Source organism: Cytobacillus depressus (assembly GCF_008923245.1).
Classification (GTDB): Bacteria; Bacillota; Bacilli; order Bacillales; family Cytobacillaceae; genus Cytobacillus; species Cytobacillus depressus.
This window is the reverse complement of record NZ_WBOS01000001.1, coordinates 496594-523273: the sequence shown is the minus strand read 5'-3', so window position 1 is coordinate 523273 and position 26680 is coordinate 496594. Positions and strand designations below refer to the sequence as shown.

The 26680-nt window shown below is 39.3% G+C and carries 21 protein-coding genes; 20 read left to right on the top strand and 1 reads right to left on the bottom strand.

Translation table 11 applies throughout. The features are described 5' to 3' along the window. Positions 1 to 169 precede the first annotated feature (169 nt). The 4 genes from recN to F7731_RS02525 all read left to right on the top strand — a co-directional run bounded on the left by recN (position 170) and on the right by F7731_RS02525 (position 5255). Positions 170 to 1861, top strand: a complete 1692-nt coding sequence (gene recN / locus F7731_RS02540; protein ID WP_151533201.1) for a DNA repair protein RecN — start codon at positions 170 to 172, stop codon at positions 1859 to 1861. 148 nt (positions 1862 to 2009) lie between these two features. Beyond that, the gene (gene spoIVB / locus F7731_RS02535; RefSeq protein WP_151533200.1) at positions 2010 to 3296 is read left to right on the top strand and encodes a SpoIVB peptidase; all 1287 of its coding nucleotides are present in this window, start codon (positions 2010 to 2012) and stop codon (positions 3294 to 3296) included. 326 nt (positions 3297 to 3622) lie between these two features. Continuing rightward, positions 3623 to 4414, top strand: a complete 792-nt coding sequence (gene spo0A, locus F7731_RS02530) for a sporulation transcription factor Spo0A (protein WP_151533199.1) — start codon at positions 3623 to 3625, stop codon at positions 4412 to 4414. A gap of 109 nt (positions 4415 to 4523) precedes the next feature. Continuing rightward, complete coding sequence (locus F7731_RS02525; RefSeq protein WP_151533198.1) at positions 4524 to 5255, top strand: glycerophosphodiester phosphodiesterase; 732 nt, start codon at positions 4524 to 4526, stop codon at positions 5253 to 5255. A 21-nt stretch (positions 5256 to 5276) separates the two neighbouring features. Here the strand turns inward: F7731_RS02525 and F7731_RS02520 are convergent, their stop codons facing one another. Further along, positions 5277 to 5531 carry a DUF2627 domain-containing protein gene (locus F7731_RS02520; RefSeq protein ID WP_151533197.1) on the bottom strand — a complete coding sequence of 85 codons (255 nt, stop codon included), beginning with the start codon at positions 5529 to 5531 and terminating at the stop codon, positions 5277 to 5279. A 224-nt stretch (positions 5532 to 5755) separates the two neighbouring features. Between F7731_RS02520 and F7731_RS02515 the strand changes: the two genes are divergently transcribed. From F7731_RS02515 to F7731_RS02440, 16 genes are all read left to right on the top strand, one after another. Next, positions 5756 to 7822 carry a sigma 54-interacting transcriptional regulator gene (locus F7731_RS02515; protein WP_151533196.1) on the top strand — a complete coding sequence of 689 codons (2067 nt, stop codon included), beginning with the start codon at positions 5756 to 5758 and terminating at the stop codon, positions 7820 to 7822. Between the two features lie 186 nt (positions 7823 to 8008). Then, positions 8009 to 8908, top strand: coding sequence for a phosphate butyryltransferase (gene yqiS / locus F7731_RS02510; protein ID WP_151533195.1), 900 nt, complete (start codon positions 8009 to 8011; stop codon positions 8906 to 8908). A gap of 61 nt (positions 8909 to 8969) precedes the next feature. Continuing rightward, positions 8970 to 10067 (top strand): branched-chain amino acid dehydrogenase, encoded by a 1098-nt coding sequence (gene bcd / locus F7731_RS02505; protein WP_151533194.1) that lies wholly within the window; start codon positions 8970 to 8972, stop codon positions 10065 to 10067. Between the two features lie 109 nt (positions 10068 to 10176). After that, on the top strand, positions 10177 to 11283 hold the full coding sequence (gene buk, locus F7731_RS02500; protein WP_151533193.1) for a butyrate kinase: 1107 nt from the start codon (positions 10177 to 10179) through the stop codon (positions 11281 to 11283). Between the two features lie 338 nt (positions 11284 to 11621). Then, positions 11622 to 13043 (top strand): dihydrolipoyl dehydrogenase, encoded by a 1422-nt coding sequence (lpdA, locus tag F7731_RS02495; protein ID WP_151533192.1) that lies wholly within the window; start codon positions 11622 to 11624, stop codon positions 13041 to 13043. A gap of 219 nt (positions 13044 to 13262) precedes the next feature. After that, on the top strand, positions 13263 to 14255 hold the full coding sequence (locus F7731_RS02490) for a thiamine pyrophosphate-dependent dehydrogenase E1 component subunit alpha (RefSeq protein WP_151533191.1): 993 nt from the start codon (positions 13263 to 13265) through the stop codon (positions 14253 to 14255). A 16-nt stretch (positions 14256 to 14271) separates the two neighbouring features. Then, positions 14272 to 15255 carry an alpha-ketoacid dehydrogenase subunit beta gene (locus tag F7731_RS02485; RefSeq protein WP_151533190.1) on the top strand — a complete coding sequence of 328 codons (984 nt, stop codon included), beginning with the start codon at positions 14272 to 14274 and terminating at the stop codon, positions 15253 to 15255. A gap of 142 nt (positions 15256 to 15397) precedes the next feature. Beyond that, complete coding sequence (locus F7731_RS02480) at positions 15398 to 16708, top strand: dihydrolipoamide acetyltransferase family protein (RefSeq protein ID WP_151533189.1); 1311 nt, start codon at positions 15398 to 15400, stop codon at positions 16706 to 16708. Positions 16709 to 16897: 189 nt separating this feature from the next. Beyond that, positions 16898 to 18730, top strand: coding sequence for a methylmalonyl-CoA mutase subunit beta (locus F7731_RS02475; RefSeq protein ID WP_151533188.1), 1833 nt, complete (start codon positions 16898 to 16900; stop codon positions 18728 to 18730). Further along, on the top strand, positions 18723 to 20918 hold the full coding sequence (gene scpA, locus F7731_RS02470) for a methylmalonyl-CoA mutase (RefSeq protein ID WP_151533187.1): 2196 nt from the start codon (positions 18723 to 18725) through the stop codon (positions 20916 to 20918). The genes F7731_RS02475 and scpA overlap by 8 nt, the downstream gene beginning before the upstream one ends. Then, positions 20911 to 22035, top strand: a complete 1125-nt coding sequence (meaB, locus tag F7731_RS02465; protein WP_151533186.1) for a methylmalonyl Co-A mutase-associated GTPase MeaB — start codon at positions 20911 to 20913, stop codon at positions 22033 to 22035. The genes scpA and meaB overlap by 8 nt, the downstream gene beginning before the upstream one ends. A gap of 74 nt (positions 22036 to 22109) precedes the next feature. Then, positions 22110 to 22547: a BrxA/BrxB family bacilliredoxin gene (locus tag F7731_RS02460; RefSeq protein ID WP_151533185.1), complete on the top strand. Its 438-nt coding sequence runs from the start codon at positions 22110 to 22112 to the stop codon at positions 22545 to 22547. Between the two features lie 463 nt (positions 22548 to 23010). Then, the gene (locus tag F7731_RS02455; RefSeq protein ID WP_151533184.1) at positions 23011 to 23799 is read left to right on the top strand and encodes a transporter substrate-binding domain-containing protein; all 789 of its coding nucleotides are present in this window, start codon (positions 23011 to 23013) and stop codon (positions 23797 to 23799) included. Positions 23800 to 24025: 226 nt separating this feature from the next. After that, entirely contained in the window at positions 24026 to 24685 is a 660-nt protein-coding gene (locus F7731_RS02450; RefSeq protein ID WP_151533183.1) for an amino acid ABC transporter permease, read from the top strand. After that, positions 24678 to 25400, top strand: a complete 723-nt coding sequence (locus tag F7731_RS02445) for an amino acid ABC transporter ATP-binding protein (RefSeq protein ID WP_151533182.1) — start codon at positions 24678 to 24680, stop codon at positions 25398 to 25400. The genes F7731_RS02450 and F7731_RS02445 overlap by 8 nt, the downstream gene beginning before the upstream one ends. A gap of 136 nt (positions 25401 to 25536) precedes the next feature. Next, positions 25537 to 26532, top strand: a complete 996-nt coding sequence (locus tag F7731_RS02440) for an aromatic acid exporter family protein (RefSeq protein WP_151533181.1) — start codon at positions 25537 to 25539, stop codon at positions 26530 to 26532. Positions 26533 to 26680: the final 148 nt, after the last annotated feature.

Genomic DNA, 26680 nt, shown 5'->3' with positions numbered 1-26680 from the left:
TGTGGGTCACGCAGACGTTGCCACAGGACGTGGCGCTCTTAGTCTGCGTACCTTAAATCGGGCCTTTACGGGCTGTTGGATCTCCCGATCTGGTAGTTTTTGTTTACCCATCTTATTGAAGAGGGAGTCTTACAGCCCGTTAATCTGCGATAAATGGGGATGATGTTATTTGTTAACTGAATTATCAATTAGAAACTTTGCAATCATTGAAGCCCTTTCAATTTCTTTTGAGAAGGGCTTAACTGTATTAAGTGGTGAAACAGGAGCAGGTAAATCGATTATCATCGATGCCATTCATTTACTCGTTGGCGGGAGAGGATCGGCGGAATTTGTACGCCATGGCGAGGAAAAGGCTGAAATAGAAGGTTTATTTCAATTTGAAGGCGCTAATCATCCGATATATAAAAGAGCTGTGGAATTTGGCATTGAGCTTGAAGATGGAATGGTTGTTCTTAGAAGAGATATTTCGAAGTCAGGAAAAAGTGTGTGTAGAATAAATGGCAAGCTCGTCACCATTTCTGTTTTAAGAGAAATTGGCAGTACGCTCATTGATATTCATGGTCAACATGAGCATCAGGAGCTAATGGATGAAATGATGCATATTAATCTCCTTGATCAATTTGGCGGCTCGGAAATTCAAACTGCGCTTTTAGAATATCAGAAAGTTTATCATTCCTTTGACCAAAAATTAAAGTATTTAAAAACTTTAAGTGAAAATGATCAGCAGATGGCACATCGTCTTGATTTAATTCAATTTCAATTTGAAGAAATTCAGAATGCGAATTTGAAGCTAAATGAAGATGATGAACTATTTGAAGAGAAAAAGAAGCTTAGTAATTTTGAACGAATTTACGAGTCCATTCAGGCAAGTTATTCTGGTCTTCAAGGTGAACAGAGAGGTCTTGATTGGATTGGTCTAGTAATGGGGCATTTAGAGGATGCAGCAGAGCTTGACCCTTCATACAAAGATTTAGCGGAAACGGTTTCGAATAGCTATTACCAGCTTGAAGATGTAACGAGAACTTTAAGGAATGAGCTAGACTTTCTCGAATTTGACCCAGGAAGACTTACGGTCATTGAAGATCGGTTAAATGAGATTCAACAATTAAAACGGAAATACGGCAAATCGATTGTCGAGATTCAAGAATATGCTTCAAAAATAGAAGAAGAAATAGAAACTTTGCAAAATAAAGACACACATATAGGAAATTTAGAAAAAGAGGTAGCCTCTTTGAAAAAAGACCTTCAGCTTGAAGGTGAAGAACTAAGTAAATTAAGAAAAACAACGGCAAAAACCTTAACAAAATTAATACATAAAGAATTAAAAGAGCTTTATATGGAAAAGACTGTATTTGAAGTTCATTTTCATACAGACTTTGAAAGCTTTTCAAAAAATGGCGCAGATCGGGTAGAGTTTTATCTGTCAACGAATCCGGGAGAACCGTTAAAGCCTCTTTCAAAAATTGCTTCAGGCGGGGAATTATCGAGGATTATGCTTGCGTTGAAAAGTATATTTTCAAAGCATCAAGGTGTTACTTCTATTATATTTGATGAAGTGGATACAGGAGTAAGCGGCAGAGTGGCGCAAGCGATTGCGGAGAAAATCCATCATGTTGCCCTTAATTCTCAAGTATTATGTATTTCACATTTGCCACAAGTCGCTGCCATGGCAGATACACATCTCTATATTGCGAAAAATATTAAAGATGGACGAACGAAAACAACTGTGAAATCATTAAATGAAGCAGAAAAAGTGAAAGAAATTGGCCGGATGATTTCGGGAGTAGAGATTACAGATTTAACGAAGGAACATGCGAAAGAGCTCATCCAGCTTGCAAACAAAATGAAAGTTCATTTATAGATAATTTTTTGAAATAAATACAATGAAAAGCTATCCAAAGCAGGATAGCTTTTTTTATCCTGAAACAGTTATAAATGCAGGCTTTGAAGGCAAAATTATAGATGTAGCCATTTGACGTTGTGGATTAGAAGCGAGGAGAGTGAAAGTTTTGACAAAAGATGTTTTAAGAAAAATAATTGGTGGAATTCTCCTTGTTTCATTAATAGCAATAGGATTTTCAAAACCTTTTCAAGAGTATAAAAATATTCCAACATCCATCACTCTTTTTGAAGGCCAGCAGCTCCAGTTGGCTAAAGCAGAAATGGTAACAGCAACGATGTCTACAAAAGAAAGTATTGCACTTAATCAAGACCGTCATACAGTTTCCCTCAATGCAAAAAAGCGCGGGGAAAATGAAATGTTATTGGAATTAGCTGGTTTTCCAATTAAAAAGGTCGATGTAAATGTATTAAAGGATTTTAAAGTGATTCCTGGGGGCCAATCGATTGGAGTCAAACTAAATACAGTAGGGGTTTTAGTTGTTGGCCACCATCAAGTGAATACAATTGATGGAAAATCGTCTCCAGGAGAACTTGCCGGCATTAAAGTCGGTGATATAATAACTGAAATTAATGGGAAAAAGATAGAGAAAATGTCAGACGTAGCTCCTTTTGTACAAGAAGCGGGAAAAACAGGCAATCCGCTAAATATCGTTGTAAATCGCGAAAATGAACATTTTTCAACTAAGTTATCACCATTAAAGGATAAAGGGGAAGGCTCCTACAAACTCGGTTTATATATTCGTGATTCGGCTGCTGGGATTGGAACAATGACTTTTTATCATCCCGAATCTAAAAAATATGGAGCATTAGGTCATGTCATCTCAGACATGGATACGAAAAAGCCAATAGTCGTTGATGATGGTCAAATTGTTCGCTCAACTGTTACTTCAATTGAAAAAGGCAGTAACGGGAATCCTGGTGAAAAACTGGCACGTTTTTCCGAAGATAAAGAAGTGATCGGTAACATTGACAGAAATAGCCCATTTGGGATTTTTGGAAAGCTAAATCAAGAATTGAAAAATGGTGTGCTTGATAAGCCGTTGCCAATCGCATTATCACATCAAGTAAAAGAAGGGCCGGCCAAAATTTTAACTGTCGTTGATAGTGATGAGGTAAGGCTTTTTGATATCGAAATTGTTAGTACGATCCCCCAAAAATTCCCGGCTACAAAGGGAATGGTTATTAAAGTCACAGATCCAAAGCTTTTAGCAAAAACAGGCGGAATTGTTCAAGGAATGAGCGGCAGCCCCATCATTCAGAATGAGAAAGTGATTGGTGCTGTAACCCATGTATTTGTCAATGATCCTACTTCTGGTTATGGCGTGCATATCGAATGGATGCTCCAAGAAGCAGGTATAGATATATACGAAAAGCAAACAGAGAAAGCATCATAGCGACAACTAATTTGGAGAAAAAAAATAAGGCGGAAATCGGCAATTTGCTGATTTCCTATTTTTTTTCAGAACGAAGAGATTAAATTCGTGTTATATGATATGCTTTTATTAAGAAATAAAGATTTTTCGACAAATAAGCAAGAGTTATAATAATAAATAGCGAAAACGGTCGAATAACAAAGGAAATTAAAGAAAAATAAAGATTTTCTACTATTTTTGAGATTTTTTTAAAAAACTAAAGGATTTTAAGTTGCATTGTCGAATTTCTCATTTAGAATAAAATATAGATATAAAGAGACCAAAATGGATCGAGGAGGAAAGAGTTAGTGAAAAAAATCAAAGTTTGTGTTGTCGACGACAATAGGGAGCTTGTCGGACTTTTAGAAGAATATATTTCTTCACAGGATGATATGGAAGTTGTAGGCGTCGGTCATAATGGACAGGAATGCTTAGATATATTAGAGCAAGAAGATCCAGATGTTCTCGTTCTAGATATTATCATGCCTCATTTAGACGGATTGGCGGTCCTTAGTAAAATGCGGGAATTAAAAAAGAGTAATTTGCCAAATGTTATTATGTTAACGGCATTTGGACAGGAAGATGTGACGAAAAAGGCTGTTGATCTAGGGGCATCCTACTTCATTCTTAAACCGTTTGATATGGAGAATCTTGCTAGTCATATTCGACAGGTTAGTGGAAAGACCAATCCAGTTATTAGAAAGTCTTCTAATGCCGCTTATCGTTCTGCAGTTGAATCAAAGCCAAAAAATCTTGATGCTAGCATTACGAGTATCATCCATGAAATTGGTGTTCCTGCTCATATTAAAGGATATATGTATCTTCGTGAAGCTATATCGATGGTTTATAATGACATCGAGCTGCTCGGTTCAATTACGAAAGTTCTATATCCAGATATTGCTAAGAAGTACAATACAACGGCTAGCCGTGTGGAACGTGCGATTAGGCATGCGATTGAAGTCGCTTGGAGCAGAGGAAATATTGATTCAATCTCCTCGTTATTTGGATACACAGTCAGCATGTCTAAAGCAAAACCAACAAATTCGGAATTTATCGCAATGGTGGCAGATAAACTTCGCTTGGAACATAAAGCTTCTTGAAGGGGTAAGGAATAAAATCGGCGTTCTCAATGTGGGAGCGCTTTTTTATCTTTATTCAGAAAAATTCGATTACGACAGAGATGAATTAAATTATGGGAGGTCTCATTTAATGACACTAATTTTTGCCCATAGAGGTTACTCTGCAGTGTATCCTGAAAACACAATGAAAGCATTTAGAGAGGCGGAAAAAGCTGGAGCAGATGGAATTGAACTGGACGTTCAATTAACTAAGGATGGCGAGATTGTTGTCATTCATGATGAAAAGGTGGACCGGACAACGAATGGCAGGGGCCATGTGAAAGACTTAACCTTGAAAGAATTAAGAAAGCTTGATGCAGGGTTTCATAAAAAGAAGATATTTTCTAATCATGAGCCTATTCCATCTCTAGTTGAAGTATTAGAATGGATGAGGACGAATGAAATGATCTGCAATATCGAATTGAAGAATGGCGTCTATCCCTATGAAGGGATGGAGGATAAGGTGATAAATCTCATACGGGAATATGAGATGAAAGAGCGGATTATCTTATCTTCATTCAATCATTATAGTATTGTTTACTGCTACCGGGTTGCCCCTGAAATTGAGACCGCACCATTATTCTCTGAAGGCTTATATATGCCGTGGATTTATGCCCAATCTATTGGTGCTAAAAGCATTCATCCTAAATATACAATCGCAAAAAACGAATTAATTCAGATGTCAGAAGATTACGGAATTGCTGTGAGGCCGTATACGGTAAATAAAGAGAAAGAAATGCACCGTTTAATTTCTACGGGATGCGCGGGCCTAATAACAGATAACCCTGTTATAGCAAAGAAAATAAGAGAAGTTTATGAATAAAAAAGAGGATGACAATCAAAGTCATCCTCTTTTACTTGCTGATTGTTTTTGAAATCGTGGCTGAACCTTATTCCTTTTTCGATCTCGGTGAAGGATAAATCCAGCGATAAATCCGAGGCCAATTAGGAAGAATAACAGACCAGAAAGAAATTGCAGCCATAAATAAGGAAACGGGCTTTGCAATATACCAAAAACCATATCTCTCATTAATTTTATTCCGTATGCTGCAAACATACCAGGTATGAGCATTATTAATAAAGCAATAATTCTAATCATAGAAAAATCCCTTCATTTCATCAATCCAAAGATTAGTCATTCATAAAAAATAATAAATCAATCAGGAAATTTGTCAAGCGTTTTAGGTCCAAAGCTGGACATGATCAACTTTAAAGTTGGCTTGTTTCTATCTTTTACGATAAAATAATAACGTATGAAAAATATTGCAGAAAAGGTTGTAAGGTTATGAAGAAAATTTCAAACTAAGGGATGGTCATACACCTATGCAAACTGTAATGATTGTCGGTGCAGGAAAAGGCGGAACAGCCATATTAAAAATCATGAAAGAAACAGCGATGTTAAAAGTAATCGCTGTTGTTGATCATAATCCAAATGCACCTGGGCTCTTAATTGCTAAAAAAGAAGGGATTCCAACAGATACGGACTGGAGGAAATTCATTCATCTGGATATTGATATTATCGTTGAGGTTACAGGAGACAATGATGTATTTATAAGTATCCGAGAAGCAAAAAATAAAAACTCAGTGCTCATTCCTGGTAGTGTAGCTGCTCTAATTTCCAATCTTATCGAGGAAAAAGAAGATTTAATTACAAGAATCCAAAAAGAAAAATATAAACACGATCTTATTTTTAATTCAACGGGCGATGGAATGATCGTCATTAATCAACACTCAGAGATCACTCACTTCAATAGCAGTGCAGAAAGAATGACGGGAACAAAAAGAAAAGATGCGGTAGGAAGGCATATTCTTGAAGTCATCTCAAACAGTGAATTACCTCAAGTATTACAGACGAGAAGAGTATATGCAAACCAAGAGCTGATTTTAAATAACGGTGTAAAGATCATTACGACGAGAATACCGATGCTCGGGGAAAATGATGAACTAATCGGTGCTTTTGCTGTATTTAAAGATATTACAGAGGTTATGGATCTTGCTGAAGAGATTACAAACTTAAAAGAAATTCAAACGATGCTTCAAGCGATTATTCAATCAAGTGATGAAGCAATTTCCGTAGTAGATGAAAACGGAAAAGGATTACTAATCAATCCAGCATATACAAGAATTACTGGACTCTCAGAAGACGAGGTAATTGGCAAGCCGGCAACCGCAGACATTTCTGAGGGTGAAAGTGTACATATGAAGGTGCTGCACACAAGAAGGGCTGTAAGAGGAGTAGCCATGCGAGTTGGCCCGAACAAAAAAGAGGTCATTGTAAATGTAGCTCCAGTGATTGTAGATGGAAAAATTAAAGGTAGTGTTGGGGTCATTCATGATGTATCAGAAATTGAAACATTGAATCGGGAATTATATCGTGCTAGGCAAATTATCCGCAATCTCGAAGCAAAATACTCATTTGATGACATCATTGGCCAATCCGAAGAAATGACAATTGCGATCGAGCAAGCCCGCCTTGGAGCCAAAACACCTGCGACGGTCCTTTTAAGAGGAGAATCAGGAACAGGGAAAGAATTGTTCGCTCATGCCATCCATAATGGCAGTGATCGTAAATATAGTAAATTCATTCGGGTAAATTGTGCAGCCTTATCGGAGAGTTTATTAGAAAGTGAACTTTTTGGCTATGAAGAGGGTGCCTTTTCAGGAGCAAAAAGAGGGGGAAAACGCGGTCTTTTTGAAGAGGCCAATAATGGAAGTATCTTTTTAGATGAAATTGGTGAGTTATCGGCGAATACTCAGGCAAAGCTATTGCGAGTATTGCAGGAAAAAGAGATTACACGTGTTGGCGGCACAAAGCCGATTCAGATTAATGTCAGAGTGATTGCGGCGACGAATGTAAACTTAGAAAAGGGAATTGCAGGTGGTACCTTTAGGGAAGACTTATATTATCGTCTAAATAGGATGCCAATTCATATTCCTTCTCTTCGAAAAAGAAAAGAAGATATTCCTCTATTATGTAGTCGTCTCATTCAAAAAATAAATCAAGAATATGGCCGAAATGTAGAAAAAATTTCTCAGCCCGCACTGAAAAAGCTTATGATGTATGATTGGCCAGGGAATGTGAGGGAGCTTGATAATATTCTAGGGCGTGCTATTATTTTCATGAATTACAATGAGAGCATTTTGGACCAACATCATGTTCCAGAATTGATAAAGATCGATCATGCTCAAAAAGAACCCGAAAATAAGGTGATGGACAGTAACAAAACATTGGCTAAGCATGTCGAACAGTTTGAAAGAGAGCTAATCATCCATACCTTAAAGAAATTCGCTGGTAATAAAACCGAAACAGCCAAAACTCTCGGTCTATCTGTAAGAAATTTGTACTATAAGCTTGAGAAATATGAAATTGCAAATAATAGCGTGCAATAACTTTCATAGCGTGCAATTTTTTTCATGTACAAAAATAATAATTAAAGCGTTTTCATGGCGTTTTTTATTTGGCACAAATCTTGCAATATAAATAGCTGTAGTGTTTTTTTTTGAAGTGTAGGAACTTTCCTTGCTCAAGATCCCGATATTTCAGGCACCATGTGTTTATTGAGAGGTTGTGACTAAATGAAGTTAGATTCGCTTATATTGAGAGCAACTCAATATGAAAGAAAGACAGTAGCTGTTGCTGCTGCAGAAGACCCTGAAGTGATTGAAGCTGTCTCAGAGGCCGTAAAACGTAACCTTGCAAAATTTATATTGTTCGGGGACAAAGAAAAAATACTGGATAATATGAGCCAGTATGAAAATCTTGCGTCAAACGACAATATCCGAATTGTTCATACTCTTTCCAGTTCATTAGCAGCGGAGAATGCGGTTCAAGCGGTTAAGTTAAACGAAGCAAATGTTTTAATGAAAGGGAATATTTCAACAGCGATAATTTTAAAAGCTGTTTTAAATAAAGACTATGGATTGAGAACTGGGAATGTTTTATCCCATGTCGCAGTCTTTGAAGTTCCAGGTTTTGATAAGTTTACGATTATAACAGATGCTGCCATGAATATTGCCCCTGATTTAGAACAGAAAGCACAAATCCTCAAAAACGCTGTAGGAATTGCTAATAGCATTGGAATTGAGCTGCCGCTTGTAGCTCCAATTGCAGCTGTTGAGGTTGTCAATCCAGCAATGCAGTCTACATTAGATGCTGCTGCATTAACTTTAATGAATAAACGCGGCCAAATAACAGATTGTGTCGTAGATGGACCGCTTGCACTTGATAATGCTGTGTCCCAAACCGCAGCACGATATAAAGGGATTAAAAGCGAAGTAGCTGGGAAAGCCGATATACTACTCGTTCCAACTATTGAGGTTGGAAATGCACTATATAAATCATTAATCTATTTTGCCAACGCCAAAGTTGGAGCTGTTATTGCAGGCGCAAAAGCACCTATTGTTTTAACATCAAGAGCAGATACTGCTGAAAGCAAGCTTTATTCTTTAGCATTGGCTATTTGTTCTGCATCTTAAATTTAATATATGGTATTATTTTCTTTGTTTAAAAAACATTTACCCTTGGGAGGAATTTCAAATGGAAATTTTCAAATATCTAGAAAAATATGATTACGAGCAAGTTGTTTTTTGCCAAGACAAAACTTCAGGTTTAAAAGCAATTATTGCTATTCACGACACAACTTTAGGACCGGCATTAGGCGGTACTCGCATGTGGACATATGCATCAGAAGAAGCAGCTATCGAGGATGCGTTACGACTTGCAAAAGGGATGACATATAAAAACGCTGCAGCTGGGCTTAACTTAGGCGGAGGAAAGACAGTTATTATCGGAGATCCTAAAAAGGATAAGAATGAGGAGATGTTCCGTGCGTTTGGCCGATACATCCAGGGGCTAAACGGCCGTTACATTACTGCGGAGGATGTAGGTACAACTGTTGCAGATATGGATCTTATTCATGAAGAAACAGATTATGTAACGGGCATTTCTCCTGCCTTCGGTTCTTCTGGCAACCCATCACCTGTTACAGCTTATGGTGTTTACGTTGGAATGAAAGCTGCAGCAAAGGAAGCCTTTGGATCTGATTCACTAGAAGGAAAAGTAGTTGCTGTACAAGGTGTCGGAAATGTTGCTTATACTCTTTGCAAACACTTGCATGAAGAAGGGGCTCAATTAATTGTTACAGACATTAATAAAGAGGCAGTTCAGCGTGCTGTGAATGACTTTGGTGCAAAAGCGGTTGAACCTAATGAGATTTATGGAGTTGAATGTGATATTTATGCTCCGTGTGCTCTTGGAGCAACAATAAATGATGAAACTATTCCACAGTTAAAAGCGAAGGTTGTTGCTGGTTCGGCTAATAATCAGCTAAAAGAAGAGCGCCATGGCGATATTCTTCATGAGATGGGAATTGTTTACGCGCCAGACTATGTTATTAATGCTGGTGGAGTAATCAACGTTGCTGATGAATTATATGGCTATAATGCAGAACGTGCCCTTAAGAAAGTTGAAGGACTATACCAAACAATCGAAAAGGTCATTGAGATTTCTAAACGAGATGGAATTCCAACATATAAAGCGGCAGACCGAATGGCGGAAGAAAGAATTGAAAGAATGCGTAATTCAAGAAGCCAGTTTTTGCAAAATGGTCACCATATTTTAAGCCGCAGAAAATAATCCAATAAATTTTATAATTAAAGTCCATAAAGCTTATCAGCAATGACTTTGCTCACCGGACGAAAAATTTTTCGGTGAGCAAATCACTTTTCATAACGGAGGTTTCATTGTGCAAGAACAAGGACATCGGATTCTCGTCATCAATCCAGGATCTACTTCTACGAAAATTGGAGTTTTCGATAATGAATTATCTATTTTAGAAAAAACGATACGCCACGATGCTGATATCATAAATTCATTTGAACATATTATTGACCAATATGAATTTCGCAAAGATGTCATCCTCAAGACATTAGATAAAGAAGGATTTAATATTTCCAAGCTCAGTACTGTATGTGGACGGGGAGGCTTATTAAAGCCGATTGAGGGAGGAACCTATTCTGTAAACGAAGAAATGCTAGAGGATCTTCGAGAAAGCTCTTCAGGACAACATGCTTCCAATCTTGGCGGTATGATCGCTTATGAAATTGCCGCTGGACTAAACATCCCAGCATATATTGTTGATCCTGTTGTTGTTGATGAACTAGCACCCATTGCACGTATTTCCGGTTTTTCACTCATTGAAAGAAAAAGTATCTTCCATGCTTTAAACCAAAAAGCAGTTGCGCGAAGGGTAGCAAAGGAATTAGGGAAGAGATATGAAGATTTAAATTTAATTGTCACACATATGGGCGGGGGAATAACGGTAGGTGCCCACCATAAAGGAAAAGTAATTGATGTAAATAATGGTTTACATGGGGAAGGTCCTTTCAGTCCAGAACGTGCGGGAACGGTTCCAGTCGGTGATTTAGTTTCATTATGTTATTCCGGTTCTTACTATCGGGAAGAAGTAATGAAGAAAGTCGTCGGCCAAGGAGGACTTGTCGGCTATTTAGGAACAAATGATGCCGTGAAAGTTGAAAAGATGATTGAAGACGGTGATGAATACGCAAGACTTATTTATTCTGCGATGGCCTATCAAGTGGCAAAAGAAATAGGTGCAGCAAGTGCTGTTTTAAGTGGAAAGGTTGACGCAATTGTTATTACAGGAGGGCTTGCTTACGGAAAAGATTTCGTAAAGGAGATCAGTGAGCGGGTAAATTGGATTGCAGATGTAATCGTCCAACCGGGAGAGAATGAACTGCAGGCACTAGCGGAAGGAGCACTAAGGGTTCTACGCGGTGAAGAAGCGCAAAAGGTCTACCCAGGAAATCCAAAAACAGTGGCGGTTAAATAGACAGAATAAATGCTCCGAGTATAGAAGGAAAAGCGAAAGCGCCTTCGGAACAATCAAAGTTCAGATTGTTCCTGCGAGGATTATTCAAGGAAGCTTTCCTTAGTGATCACCCCTGACAAGCACAAGTCAAGCCTCTCGGAAAGGTGGGGTTTACCTTTCTGGGAAGATTGGCTTGTGACCTCGAGGTCGACAAAAACGCGACGTCCTCCCAAAAGCTACTCTTTTGGTCGTGCGATGTATCGCTGTCGAAGCTTTCCTTGTCCTGTCGCATTGTCGACACTAGTACGTCCTGTACGTCGGGGGTAGGCGCTGGAGCTAGACAAATAGGAGGAATCATTGTGGCAGAAGAATACGATTTAATTATATTAGGCGGAGGAACCGGTGGTTATGTAGCTGCAATCCGCGCTTCACAATTAGGCTTGAAAACCGCTCTTGTTGAAAAAGGAAAACTCGGCGGTACATGCTTGCATAAAGGATGTATTCCAAGTAAGGCACTCCTTAGAAGTGCAGAAGTATATGCAACAACGAAACGCAGTGAAGAATTTGGTATTTCAGTAAGTGATGTAGCTGTAAACTTTACAAAAGTTCAAGAGCGAAAAAACAAAATCGTTGAACAGCTGCATAAAGGTGTCCAGCATTTAATGAAACAAGGAAAAATTGACGTATTTGAAGGGACAGGCCGAATTTTAGGACCATCAATTTTCTCTCCTATGCCAGGGACCATCTCTGTAGAAATGAATAATGGCGATGAAAATGCCATGCTTATTCCTAAAAATGTAATTGTGGCAACTGGATCACGTCCGAGAACATTACCTGGTCTAGAAATTGGCGGGAATGTCATGACTTCTGATGAAGCACTAGTAATGGAAGAGATTCCGAACTCAATTATTATTGTCGGTGGCGGCGTAATTGGTATTGAATGGGCTTCCATGCTGTCTGACTTTGGAGCAGATGTGACCGTCATTGAATATGCAGACCGGATTATCCCAACAGAAGATAAAGAAATTTCAAGAGAAATGCAGCGCCTCATGAAGAAAAGAGGAGTAAAGGTAGTTACCAGTGCAAAAGTATTGCCTGAAACTCTTACCCAAGCTGATGGAAGTGTAACTATTTCTGCAGAGGTAAAAGGTGAGCAAAGGGAATTCACTGCCGCAAAGCTTCTCGTTTCCGTTGGCCGCCAAGCAAATATTGAAGGAATCGGTCTTGAAAATACAGATATACAAGTGGAAAAAGGTTATATTGCCACAAATGAATTTTTCCAAACGAAAGAATCACATATATATGCAATCGGTGATGTAATTGGCGGACTGCAGCTTGCCCACGTGGCATCCCACGAAGGAATCGTTGCTGTCGAACATATTGCCGGTCAAAATCCTGCACCTATTGATTATAGTCTTGTATCGAAATGTATTTATAGCTCGCCTGAAGCTGCAAGTGTTGGCTATACAGAAGAGGAAGCAAAGGAAATGGGCTTTAAAGTAAAAACTGGGAAGTTCTCGTTCCGTGCAATTGGGAAAGCTTTAGTTTTCGGTGAGGCAGATGGCTTTGTCAAAATTGTTGCTGATGAAGAGACGAACGATATTCTCGGAGTTCACATGATTGGCCCTCATGTTACTGACATGATTTCAGAAGCTGGCCTTGCACGTGTTCTTGACGCGACTCCTTGGGAGATTGCAAATACAATCCACCCTCATCCAACACTATCTGAGGCAATTGGAGAAGCAGCACTAGCTGTAGAAGGTAAAGCGATACACGGATAAACAGAAATGCGGAAGCGCCGAAAGGAACGTCGATTAAAGACCGCCACGTCCTGTGGCGAACATCGACGTCAGCACATCCTGTGCAAGTCCGAAAAGCATAAGACGAACCGGCATGAAGGTTGTTCTTTAACCTTCTTGACGGATTGGCTTATGACCTCGAGGGGCTAGGCGCTGGAGCTTAGACAGGAATTATTACATATTTAATTAGGAGGTCTTGAAATGGTTGAAAATCGTCATAAGGAACTAGGTTTAAGTGATGAAGCGGTATTAGATATGTATGAAACAATGCTATTGGCCCGCCGTATTGATGAGCGGATGTGGCTCTTAAACCGAGCAGGGAAAATTCCATTCGTTATTTCTTGTCAAGGTCAGGAGGCTGCGCAAGTCGGGGCAGCATTCGCTCTTGATAAGGATAAAGATTACGTACTTCCTTACTATCGCGATATGGGTGTTGTTTTAAGGTTTGGTATGACGCCGAGAGATTTAATGCTCTCCGCATTTGCTAAGCAAGAGGATCCTAACTCTGGCGGCCGACAAATGCCTGGGCACTTTGGCCAAAAGAAAAATCGTATTGTGACAGGCTCTTCTCCGGTAACAACTCAAGTTCCTCATGCTGTCGGTGTCGCATTAGCCGGCAGAATGGAAGGGGAAGATTTAGTTACATTCGTAACATTTGGTGAAGGCTCATCTAACCAAGGAGATTTTCATGAAGGGGCAAACTTTGCCGGTGTCCATAAGTTGCCAGTTATCTTCATGTGTGAAAATAATAAATATGCAATCTCTGTTCCAATCGAAAAGCAATTAGCATGTGAAAATGTTTCTGACCGTGCGATTGGCTACGGAATGCCGGGAATTACAGTTGATGGAAATGATCCGCTTGCAGTGTATAAAGCGGTTAAAGGGGCAGCAGATCGCGGGCGTAGAGGAGAAGGGCCATCATTAGTAGAGACAATTTCTTATCGTTTAACACCACACTCTTCCGATGATGATGACCGCAGCTATCGTTCTCCTGATGAAGTTGCTGAAGCGAAAACAAAAGATCCTATCATTACATTTGGTGCGTACTTGAAAGAATTAGGAGTCATGGATGACGCAAAAGAGAAAGAAATTAATGACCGGATAATGAGTCAAGTAAATGAAGCAACTGACTATGCTGAAAATGCTCCATATGCAGATCCGGAACATGCATTGAAATATGTTTATGCTGAATAAGTAAGGGGGAACAAAAATGGCTGTAATTTCTTATATTGATGCGGTAACAATGGCAATCCGTGAAGAGATGGAAAGAGATCCAAAAGTCTTTGTATTAGGGGAAGACGTAGGTAGAAAAGGCGGCGTTTTTAAAGCGACTCAAGGATTATATGATCAATTCGGTGAAGACCGTGTAATTGATGCTCCACTTGCAGAATCTGCAATAGCTGGAGTTGGAATTGGTGCTGCAATGTATGGCATGCGTCCGATTGCAGAAATGCAATTTGCTGATTTTATTATGCCCGCAGTAAACCAAATTATCTCTGAAGCAGCAAGAATCCGTTACCGTTCGAATAATGATTGGAGCTGTCCAATAGTTATCCGTGCACCTTATGGCGGAGGAGTCCATGGTGCTTTATATCATTCACAGTCGGTTGAAGCAGTTTTTGCCAATCAGCCTGGACTAAAAATTGTCATGCCATCAACACCTTATGATGTGAAGGGATTATTAAAAGCAGCAATCCGTGATGAAGATCCAGTTCTTTTCTTCGAGCATAAGCGTGCTTACCGTTTAATTAAAGGGGAAGTACCAGATGATGATTATGTGCTGCCAATCGGCAAAGCGGATGTAAAGCGCGAAGGTGAAGACATTACTGTTATTACATACGGTTTATGTGTTCATTTTGCCCTGCAAGCAGCAGAAAGATTAGCTGGTGACGGCATTTCTGCTCATATTCTTGATTTAAGAACGGTTTATCCGTTAGATAAAGAAGCCATTATTGAAGCAGCAAGAAAAACTGGGAAGGTTTTATTATTAACGGAAGATAATAAGGAAGGCAGCATTATGAGTGAAGTATCGGCTATTATCGCTGAAAACTGTCTATTTGAACTAGATGCACCGATTAAACGTCTGGCGGGTCCAGATGTTCCTGCGATGCCTTATGCGCCAACTATGGAAAAATTCTTCATGGTCAACCCAGATAAAGTAGAAAAAGCAATGAGAGAACTCGCTGAATTTTAAACAGAAAAGCGGAAGCGCCTTGTAAAGGAACATCGACTAAAAAACCGCCACGTCCTGTCGTATTGTCGACACTAGTACGTCCTGTAAGTCGGGGCTAGGCGCTGGAGCTAGACATAAGCTACACATAAAGGAGGGCATTCCATTGGCAATTGAACAAATTAAAATGCCGCAATTAGGTGAGAGTGTGACAGAAGGTACGATCAGTAAATGGTTAGTATCGGTCGGCGATAAAGTAAATAAATATGATCCACTTGCAGAAGTGATGACAGATAAAGTAAATGCGGAAATTCCATCTTCTTTTTCAGGGACAATTAAAGAAATAATTGCCGAAGAAGGGGCAACATATGCGGTTGGTGAAGTTATTTTAACAGTTGAAACAGAAGGCGGCAGTACTTCCGATGCAGCTTCTTTAGCTCCACAAGAAGAAGCTTCAGCACCTTCTCAGCAGACAGCAACATCAACAACTACTGCTAAATCAGCTCCTGCAGCAGCTGAAAGCAAAGTCCGTTATTCGCCAGCTGTTTTAAAGCTATCACAAGAGCATGGTATTGATTTAACTCAAGTAACTGGTACAGGAGCCGGTGGCCGAATCACCAGAAAAGACTTAACGAAAATTATCGAGTCAGGTAATATTCCAAAAGCCGGGGAAGTTGCACCCGTTCAAACTGCTGCTCCGCAAGTAGAAGCGGCTGCACCTGTATCGGTACCAACAACACAAGCTCCGGCTCCAGCAGCGAATGTTCCAGTTATGCCTGGTGACATTGAAATTCCAGTAACAGGTGTGCGCAAGGCTATTGCCGCGAATATGCTTCGCAGCAAGCACGAAGCACCTCATGCTTGGACAATGATTGAAGTAGATGTCACAAACCTAGTTGAATATCGTAATTCAATTAAAAATGAATTTAAGCAAAAAGAAGGCTTTAATTTAACTTTCTTTGCTTTCTTCGTGAAAGCAGTCGCCCAAGCGCTGAAAGAATTCCCACAAATTAACTCGATGTGGGCAGGCGACAAAATTATTCAAAAGAAGGATATTAATCTTTCGATCGCAGTTGCTACTGAAGATGCATTATTTGTTCCAGTCATTAAGCATGCGGATGAAAAAACAATTAAAGGCATTGCGCGAGAAATTAATGAACTTGCCGCGAAAGTACGTGCAGGAAAATTAACGTCAGCAGAAATGTCAGGCGGGACATTCACTGTTAATAATACAGGTTCATTCGGCTCTATTCAGTCCAATGGAATTATTAACTACCCGCAGGCAGCCATATTACAGGTTGAATCAATCGTTAAGCGCCCAGTTGTATTAAACGGCATGATTGCTGTGCGTGATATGGTCAACTTATGTATGTCACTTGACCACCGTGTACTAGACGGTCTAGTATGTGGACGCTTCCTGCAACGAGTAAAAGAAATTCTTGAAAATACATCAAAAGAGAATACATCTGTGTATTAATAATTATTTTAAAAGGCTGCCAAATGAGGCAGCCTTTTTTGAAAAGGAAATGGACGCCCTACTGCATTAAGGAACTATAATTGCTAGATTGAAATTTATGTAATAAAATAAATTTATGATAATATTGAATTTTTAATATAATTCCGTTCCAACGGAGGGAGGGGAACCTGTCTGCTAAGGACAGCAATCATGACAATAAACAAAATGGTCAATGAAACATTTCAGGCATATACACGAGAAGATTGGGTGCAAAAGGTAGAAGAAGCGCTAAAAGGGAAATCTGTTGAGTCACTTGACACAAATACGTATGAAAATATTAAATTGAAAGCGCTTTATACGAAAGAAGATGTAAAAGATCAATTTGCTTCTCAATACCCAGGTCAATCAGATTTTAGAAGAGGACATCATTCACTTGGGTTTTTAACCGAAGAATGGAGAATTGCCCAAAGGATTAGCGGAGAAGATGATAGAGTTTTCCGTGAAAACCTTCTTTCCGCTATAGAAAAAGGTCAATCTGCCTTATCCTTTGACATGGAAAAATTAAATATTAATGAGTTGGAATCTGTAGTTGGCGATTTATACACAAAGTTGCCATTTAGTATTGAAGTATATGAGAATCAAAGAAATATAATTTCGCAGCTATCAAAGCTAAGCGATTGTAAAAAGATATCCGGTTATATAGCCGCAGACCCGCTTGCACAGGGGGCTCTTAAGGGCGAGACTGTTCAGCTTGAAACGTTTGACGAATTCGCTGAAATTATTCAAGTGGCAGATCAGAACATGCCTAAACTCCGAACATTGCTTATTAATACGAGTGTGTACCATAACGCTGGTACCCATGATGTCCAAGAACTTGCCATTGCCATTTCTGCAGGGGTTCACAATATTGAGGAGCTTGTAAATCGGAAGTTAAACGTAGAAACTATTTTCGAAAAAATGGTTTTCAAATTTTCAATTGGTGCGAACTTTTTTATGGAAATTTCTAAGCTCCGTGCGGCAAGAATCCTATGGGCTAAAATAGCTGAAGCATACGGCGTAAAGAATCATCAGATGGTCATTGCTGCTGAAACTTCTTTATTTACGAAAACGGCCTATGATCCTTATGTTAATTTACTAAGAGCAGGCAATGAAGCATTCGCAGCGGTGCTTGGCGGAATACAATATCTTCATGTCGGTCCTTTTAATGAGGTAGAAGGAAAAACGACTGCCTTTTCCGAAAGAATTGCACGAAATACTCAATTTATTTTAAAAAATGAATCACATTTAGAGAAAGTAATCGATCCCGCTGGTGGGTCATGGTATATTGAAAGCTTAACAAATGAGCTTGCTCAAAAAGCGTGGTCATTATTTTTAGAGATGGAAGAGCTGGGCGGTATTGCGGAAACCATTCAAACTGGCTGGCTGCAAGCGCAAATTTCGGATGTTTTAAATAAAAGAAGTCAAGATATTTTCACTAGAAAGAAAAGTATAATCGGCACAAATGTTTATGCCAATCTAGATGAAAAACCGCTTGAGTTCCTTGATAGCATTTCCAATCAAACTAGAGGGATCCCTCAAGTGCGCTTATCTGAACCGTTCGAAAAGCTTCGAAAACTAGCAGAAAAAATTACGGCAACAGGCAATAAGTCAGCAATTGGACTAATTTGTTTAGGGAAGCTAAAGGATCATAAAACAAGAAAGGATTTTATAACAGGATTTTTTGCTCCTGGCGGCATTCATACTTATAATAGTCAGAGTATATTTAACGTAGAGATGGCTTTTGAATTTTTGCAAGAGTCAAATTTGAGTGACTATGTTATTTGTGGAAATGATCAGCAATATGATGAAACTGCGTTTGAGATCATTCGTTTTATAAAAGAAAGAAAGCCACATATTAGGCTGTTTCTTGCTGGCCTCCCTGATAAGGATAAACGAGAGGCGTTTGAACAAGCAGGCATTGATCAATTTATCCATCTTCGCAGTAATTGTTATGATGTACTCTCTTCCTTATTAAGTAAAATGGAGGTGGCAAGCAATGCATAAAAAACCTGATTTTAAAAGTATATCCCTTTTTGATGGCTTAAATCCCTCCAAAGAAGAATGGCTTAAAAAAGCGGAATCAGAAATACAGGGCTCCTATGAGGATCTCCTTTTTGAAACGAATGAGCAAATTTTCATTAAGCCCCTCTATACAGAGGACGATGTAAAAGATTTACAGCATATGGACGGAAAGCCAGGTCTTCCTCCTTATACTCGCGGGCCATATCCGACGATGTATGTGAACCGCCCATGGACAGTTCGCCAATATGCCGGATTTTCAACGGCTGAAGAAAGTAATGCTTTTTATCGCCGGAACCTTGCGATGGGACAAAAAGGACTGTCGGTGGCATTCGACCTTGCTACACATCGTGGCTATGATTCTGATCATCCACGAGTTGTCGGTGATGTTGGAAAAGCAGGTGTTGCCATTGACTCCATATTAGATATGAAAACACTTTTCGATGGCATCCCTTTAGATCAAATGTCAGTTTCAATGACGATGAATGGTGCCGTACTGCCAATTATGGCTTTCTTTATTGTGACTGCCGAGGAGCAAGGTGTCAGTCAGGAAAAACTATCAGGGACAATCCAAAATGATATTTTAAAAGAATACATGGTAAGGAATACGTATATATATCCTCCTGAAATGTCGATAAAAATAATTGCAGATATATTCGAATATACGTCGAAATACATGCCGAAGTTTAACAGTATCAGTATTTCTGGCTATCATATGCAAGAGGCAGGAGCCCATGCAGATATTGAGCTGGCCTATACGCTAGCTGATGGTTTAGAGTATGTCAGAACAGGTTTAAAGGCGGGAATAGATATTGACTCCTTTGCGCCAAGACTATCTTTTTTCTGGGCGATTGGGATGAACTATTTCATGGAAGTGGCCAAAATGAGAGCTGCCCGTTTTATATGGGCAAAAATGATGAAAACGTTTGAGCCGAAGAATTATAAATCAATGGCACTTAGAACGCATTCACAAACGTCCGGCTGGAGTTTAACAGAGCAGGATCCATTTAACAATGTGACGAGAACATTAATTGAAGCCCATGCGGCGGCCATGGGCCACACACAGTCTCTTCATACAAATGCCCTTGATGAAGCAATTGCATTGCCGACTGACTTCTCAGCCCGCATTGCAAGGAATACACAGCTTTACCTTCAGGAGGAGACGGGAATAACGAATGTCATAGACCCTTGGGCAGGCTCTTATTATGTTGAGGCTCTGACAGATCAATTAATCAACAGGGCTTGGGAGCATATTGAGGAAATTGAAAATCTTGGTGGAATGGCAAAGGCGATTGAAACGGGACTTCCAAAAATGAAGATTGAAGAAGCGGCAGCACGAAGACAAGCACAAATTGATTCCGGCAAGGAAACGATTATTGGAGTTAATAAATTTCGTCTAGAGCAAGAGGAACCTATTGAAATTTTAGATATCGATAATACAGCAGTCCGCTTAAAACAAATTGAGAAACTGGATGCTCTTAAGGCTTCTCGTGATGAAGGAAAAGTGAAAAAGTCGCTTGAAGCAATTACGAAAGCAGCAGAAACAAGTGAAGGCAATTTGCTTGAGCTTGCCGTACAAGCGGCACGAGTAAGGGCTACATTGGGAGAAATATCATATGCGATCGAAAAAGTAGCTAATCGTCATAAAGCGATTATCCGCTCTATTAGCGGGGTCTATAGCTCTGCCTTTTCGAATGAAGAGGAAATAACTGAAGTGAAAAAGATGACCGATGATTTCTTAGAAAACGAGGGGAGAAGACCGCGTATTCTCATCGCAAAAATGGGACAGGATGGGCATGATCGTGGCGCGAAAGTCATTGCAACAGCCTTTGCAGATTTAGGTTTTGATGTGGATATTGGTCCATTATTCCAAACGCCTGAAGAGTCAGCCAGACAAGCTGTGGAAAATGATGTTCACGTCATCGGAATGAGTTCGCTAGCTGCTGGCCATAAAACGCTTCTCCCTCAGTTGATAGGGGAGCTTAAAAAGTTCGGTCGAGAAGAAATTCTGGTAGTGATTGGCGGGGTTATACCAGCTCAAGATTATCAATATTTATATGAGCATGGAGCTGCTGCTATTTTTGGGCCCGGAACAGTCATTCCAGTTGCAGCACAAAAAGTCATTCGCGAGATTTATAGACGCCTTGGTTACGAGGAAGTTTCAAATGAATAAAGAAAAAAAGCCCGAATGGTTTGATGAGGCAAATCCCGAACAATTTGCAACTGTTGTGAAAAAAGGGGTGGAATTGCCTCAAGACAGCCATCAGTTTGTTAAAAAGCAAACTTTTCAAAAGAGAAATTTTCACGAGCCTAATCTTGAGGAGTTAGCATCGGGAATTCTTGCAGGGAATCGAACTTTGCTTGCCCGCGCCATTACATTAATTGAAAGTAATGCAGAGCAACATTTTCAAAAGGCTCAAGAGCTATTACAAATGCTTCTGCCTCATTCAGGCAAAGCTATTCGGATTGGCATTACGGGTGTCCCTGGGGCTGGAAAGAGTACATTTATCGAGGCTTTTGGAACGTATTTATGTGATCTAGGACTGAGGGTGGCTGTTCTTGCCATCGATCCGAGTTCAAGCATAAGCGGGGGAAGTATTCTTGGGGATAAAACGAGAATGGAGCAGCTTTCCCGCAATCCCCGGGCCTATATTCGTCCGTCACCATCTGCAGGCAAGCTCGGCGGTGTTCATAGAAAAACGAGAGAAACGATGCTTCTCTGTGAAGCAGCAGGCTTTGATGTCATTTTGATTGAAACAGTCGGTGTCGGGCAAAGTGAGGTCATTGTTAGAGAGATGGTCGACTTTTTTATGCTTCTCGTTTTAACAGGAGCCGGGGATGAGCTGCAAGGAATGAAAAAAGGGATAATGGAGCTAGCCGATGCCATTATCGTCAATAAAGCGGACGGACCGAATAAAAAACTTGCCTTAAAAACGAAAGCTGAATACAGCCGTATTCTTCACTTCCTGCAGCCAGCAACAAAGGGCTGGGAAACAAAGGCCTTTACTTGCTCTGCACTCTATGAGGAGGGCATGAATGATATTTGGAGCACAATTAAAGAGTTTGAGAATAATACGAAAAAATCTGGCGTATTTGCTGAACGGAGAAGAATGCAAACGAAGGAATGGATTTACTCGATGATTGTCGATCAGCTACAATTCAGCTTTTTCTACCATCAAGGCGTAAAACCTCTTCTCCCCAAAATAGAGAATGAAGTCATTTCCGGAAGCCGAACCGCCACTTCAGCAGTCGAGGAATTATTTCGCGTCTTTCATGACAATAAGCATTGAAATTGAAATAAAGGCTGAATTACTGGTATGATAGTTTAAAGGTATTTTTTTCTTTTAAGGGAGGAACATTTTAAATGAATATGGATTTTAATTTCTTCATGAATGATGTCGTTAATCAGGCACGAAAAGAAATCGTGGCTGCTGGCTATACAGAACTTAAAACATCTGATGAAGTAGAGGAATCGCTGAACCAAAAAGGAACAACTCTCGTTATGGTCAACTCTGTTTGTGGATGTGCTGGCGGAATCGCTCGTCCTGCTGCCGCTCATTCTCTTCACTTTGATAAACGTCCTGACCATCTTGTAACGGTGTTTGCCGGACAGGATAAAGAAGCGACTGCTACAGCACGAGAATTTTTTACCGGCTACCCGCCATCATCCCCATCCTTCGCTTTATTAAAGGACGGAAAGGTATGCACAATGATCGAGCGTCATGAAATTGAAGGCCATGAACCAATGGCTGTCGTGCAAAAACTGCAAGATGCATTTGAACAATATTGTGAAGAACTATAATTCGAAGCCCTAATGCTAGGGCTTTTTTTTATTTAGTTATGTTAAATGAAATTGTTGATAATACTATTTTGTGGTTGATTGGAGCGGAAATCAACAGAAACGTATAACATTTAAGAGAACCCCCCTGCCTCTTAAAGCCCCTAACTCTATTCGTACGGAAAAATTATTCTTTACTAGATAATTGGGTAGAATAAGAATATCGTTCTTTATAATAAAAATTCAGACTTATTAATATTTATTCACATTTACATTTTGAATCCCGCTAAATCTACACTATCTAAATTTATCAGAATAGTAAAATATATAATATTTAATAAGCCTATTGCATAATTATAATGATGTGTTAAAATCCATTTTAGTGAATAAATATTTATTTTAAAAGAGCACTTGGAAATTTATAAGTAATCATAGAAAATATTTTAAAATAATATTAATTTTCAGAATCACTTAGGAGGAAATGTATATGAAAAGAATAGTTTCTTATATTTTTGTCAGTATTCTATTAATAGGCATGCTTGCTGCCTGTGGCACAAGTGAAGAGCCCTCTAAAACCGGGTCAAACAAAAATGGATCAGATAAAAAGACGTTAGTTATGGGAACTTCAGCCGACTATGCGCCGTTTGAATTTATTGATACAGCCAAAGGTGATGATATTATCGGGGTTGATATTGATATTGCTAAAGCAGTGACAGAAAAATTAGGCTATAATTTTGAAGTTCGTGACATGGACTTTGGTGGCTTAATTCAAGCTCTGCAATCTGGGCAAGTAGATTTCGTCCTTTCTGCTATGTCTGCGACAGATGAAAGAAGAAAGAGTATAGATTTTAGTGACATTTACTATACTTCCAAACATATGATTGTTTCTAAAAAAGGTAGTGGATTGACTAAAGTAGAGGATCTAAAAGGCAAAAAGATTGGTGCTCAGTTAGGAACTATTCAAGAGGAAAAGGCAAAAGAATTAGCAAAAACTGTTGATATGAGTGTAGAAAATCGCAATCGTATTCCAGAATTAATTCAAGAAATTAAAGCTGGACGATTAGATGCAGCAATTATTGAAGATACAGTCGCTAAAGGATATTTAGACAACAATCCAGATATTGAAGGTTTTACAGTTGAAGATGCGGATGGCGGGTATGCAATCGCTTTACCGAAGAATAGTGAGCTAACTCCAGAATTCAATAAAGCATTAAAAGAAATGCTGGATAATGGTGAGTTAGACGCGATTATTAAAAAATGGTTTGAAAAGAAATAATACAATCTAGGGGCGAGAAACGTTCTTGCCCTTATAGTGCGTGTTCAAAAAGGAGGACAAAAAGAGCCGAGAAGCAAGCTGACGTCGAAATTCGACAGCTCTTTGAATGATCTTCTCGAATAAACATCGCACGAGGAAAAGTGCTTTTCTTTTTCGAGGAATTTTTCCCGGACTTTTTGAACAACCTCTTATAGTTTTATTCGATTGCGAGAGGACTGATTTCCGAATGAATTTTGATTTTTCTTCCATTCTCCCTTCCCTGCCATATATTTTAAGGGGAATTACCGTAACACTTCAAATTGTTGGTTTGGCTGCCTTACTAGGTTTTGCACTTGGAATTATTTTATCTCTCTTCAAAATTAGCTCTATTAAACCGCTATTATGGTTTGCGGATGCTTATACATCCATTTTCCGCGGAACACCTTTAGTGCTGCAGCTAATGATTATTTATTTCGGATCGCCACAAATTTTTGGCTATCAAATTGAACCATATGTCGCGGCCGTTTTGGCATTTGGAATGAACTCAGCAGCTTATATCTCTGAAATTATTCGTGCTGGAATTCTAGCAGTAGATAAGGGACAAAGTGAAGCCGCAAAAGCTCTCGGTGTTCCTTACAGCAAGATGATGCTAAACATCATTTTGCCGCAAGCTTTAAAAAACATTTTGCCAGCTCTTATGAATGAATTTATTACTTTGACAAAGGAATCTGCTATCGTTACGACCATTGGGGTTATGGACATTATGCGAAGAGCCTATCAAGTTGGGGCAGATAAATTCCGCTTTATTGAGCCAATGTTATTAGCTGGTCTCATTTACTATTTAATGGTTATTACTTTAACAATCCTCGGCAAAGCCATTGAAAGGAGGATGAGACGCAGTGATTAAAATTGAAAGCTTATATAAACAATATGGCAACCTCGAAGTATTAAAAGGAATTTCAACGACGATAAAGGATGGAGAAGTTGTTGCAATCATTGGTCCATCTGGTTCCGGAAAATCGACTTTTCTCCGTTGCATTAATTTACTTGAGGTGCCATCATCTGGGCAAATTTGGATTGGGGAACAAGATATTACTAATAAAAAGACGAATATTATGAAAGTTCGCCAAAATGTTGGAATGGTTTTTCAGCATTTTCATCTGTTTCCGCATAAAACGGTCTTACAAAACTTAACATATGCACCAATGACGGTGAAAGGTCATTCAAAACAAGAAGCGGAGAAAATTGGCTTAGAGCTATTAGACAAGGTTGGATTATCACAAAAGGCTATGGAGTATCCGAACCGTTTGTCAGGAGGGCAGAAGCAGCGTGTGGCGATTGCCCGTGCACTGGCCATGGAGCCGGAAGTGATGCTTTTTGATGAACCGACATCAGCGCTCGATCCCGAAATGGTTAAAGAGGTACTTGATGTTATGAAGTCATTAGCTGATACGGGCATGACGATGGCAATTGTTACGCATGAAATGGGCTTTGCCAAAGAAGTAGCTGATCGTGTTCTTTTTTTAGATGGCGGGGTGCTTGTAGAGGATGCGCCTCCAAATGAATTCTTTAGCAACCCGAAATCTGCACGCGCACAGGATTTCTTGCAAAAGGTTTTATAAAAAACAATGTTTATAAAAGAATATTAAAAAAGAAGGTGATTTATATTGATCATCTTCTTTTTTTTGGACATAATTTGATATGATATGATGTTTATATAGCTTTTCTTATTAAGGTATGACTAGGAGTATAAAAAATATGAAGTTTCGCATAGGTTATCGAACGATTAAAACAGCCATTGGAACGTCAGCGGCGATTATTTTTTCTCAAATATTAGGTTTTCAAAATTTTGCCTCAGCGGGGATTATTACAATCCTTTGTATAAAGCCAACAAAAAAGAAATCTTTACAAACGTCCATCGAACGGTTCATTGCTGCTATTTTGGCCATTATTCTCTCAGGCGTCGTGTTTGAAGGCATTGCCTATCATCCGTTAATGATTGGGCTTTTGCTACTATTCTTTATCCCGATGACCGTTATGCTCAAGGTGAGTGATGGAATTGTCACGAGCAGTGTGACTATTTTACATATTTATTCTGCAGGGCAATTCACTTTTGATCTCGTTCTCAATGAAATTGGTATTACTACTATAGGAATCGGAGTTGCCCTTATTGCCAATATTTTCATGCCTAGCCTCGATCAAAAGCTGGGAGAATATCAAATGCAAATTGAGGAAAATTTCAAACGGATATTAGATGAGATTGTTATCTATCTTCGTGTGAATGAGAGTAATTGGGATGGATTGGAGATCCCTGAAACAGCGAGGCTGATTGAAGAGGCTGAAGCACTTTCCTATCGAGATGTAGAAAATCATTTTCTTCGGGATGATAATGTTTATTATCATTATTTTAAAATGAGGGAAAGACAATTTGAAATTATAGAACGGGTGCTGCCAATTGTTACCTCGATTTCACATACAGTCGAACAAGGAGAAATGGTTGCTGATTTCATAGAGGACTTGTCAACAAATATCGGATCGAAAGCTACAGCACAAGAATTTTTGGACAGGCTTCATGAAATGAAGATTTCCTTTAAGAGCATGGAATTGCCGAAAACGAGAATTGAATTCGAGGCACGAGCAGCACTTGTTCAATTTACCCGTGAAATTGAAGAGTATTTATGGATTCAGCGCTCGACAAAAGATTTGCCAATTGAAAAAAAGGTGCATGTTCCTTTTAAAAAAAGTGAAAACTAACCTATCAAATACACCTTGGCGTATTTGCGCCTAGATTTTTATCGAGCTCGCTCGATAAGTTCCTCTAAAAAATCTTAGGCATACGCCGGAGGCTTTAACTTTATTCAGCATTGGAACAAATACTGATTCATTTGGATACTTTCGCATT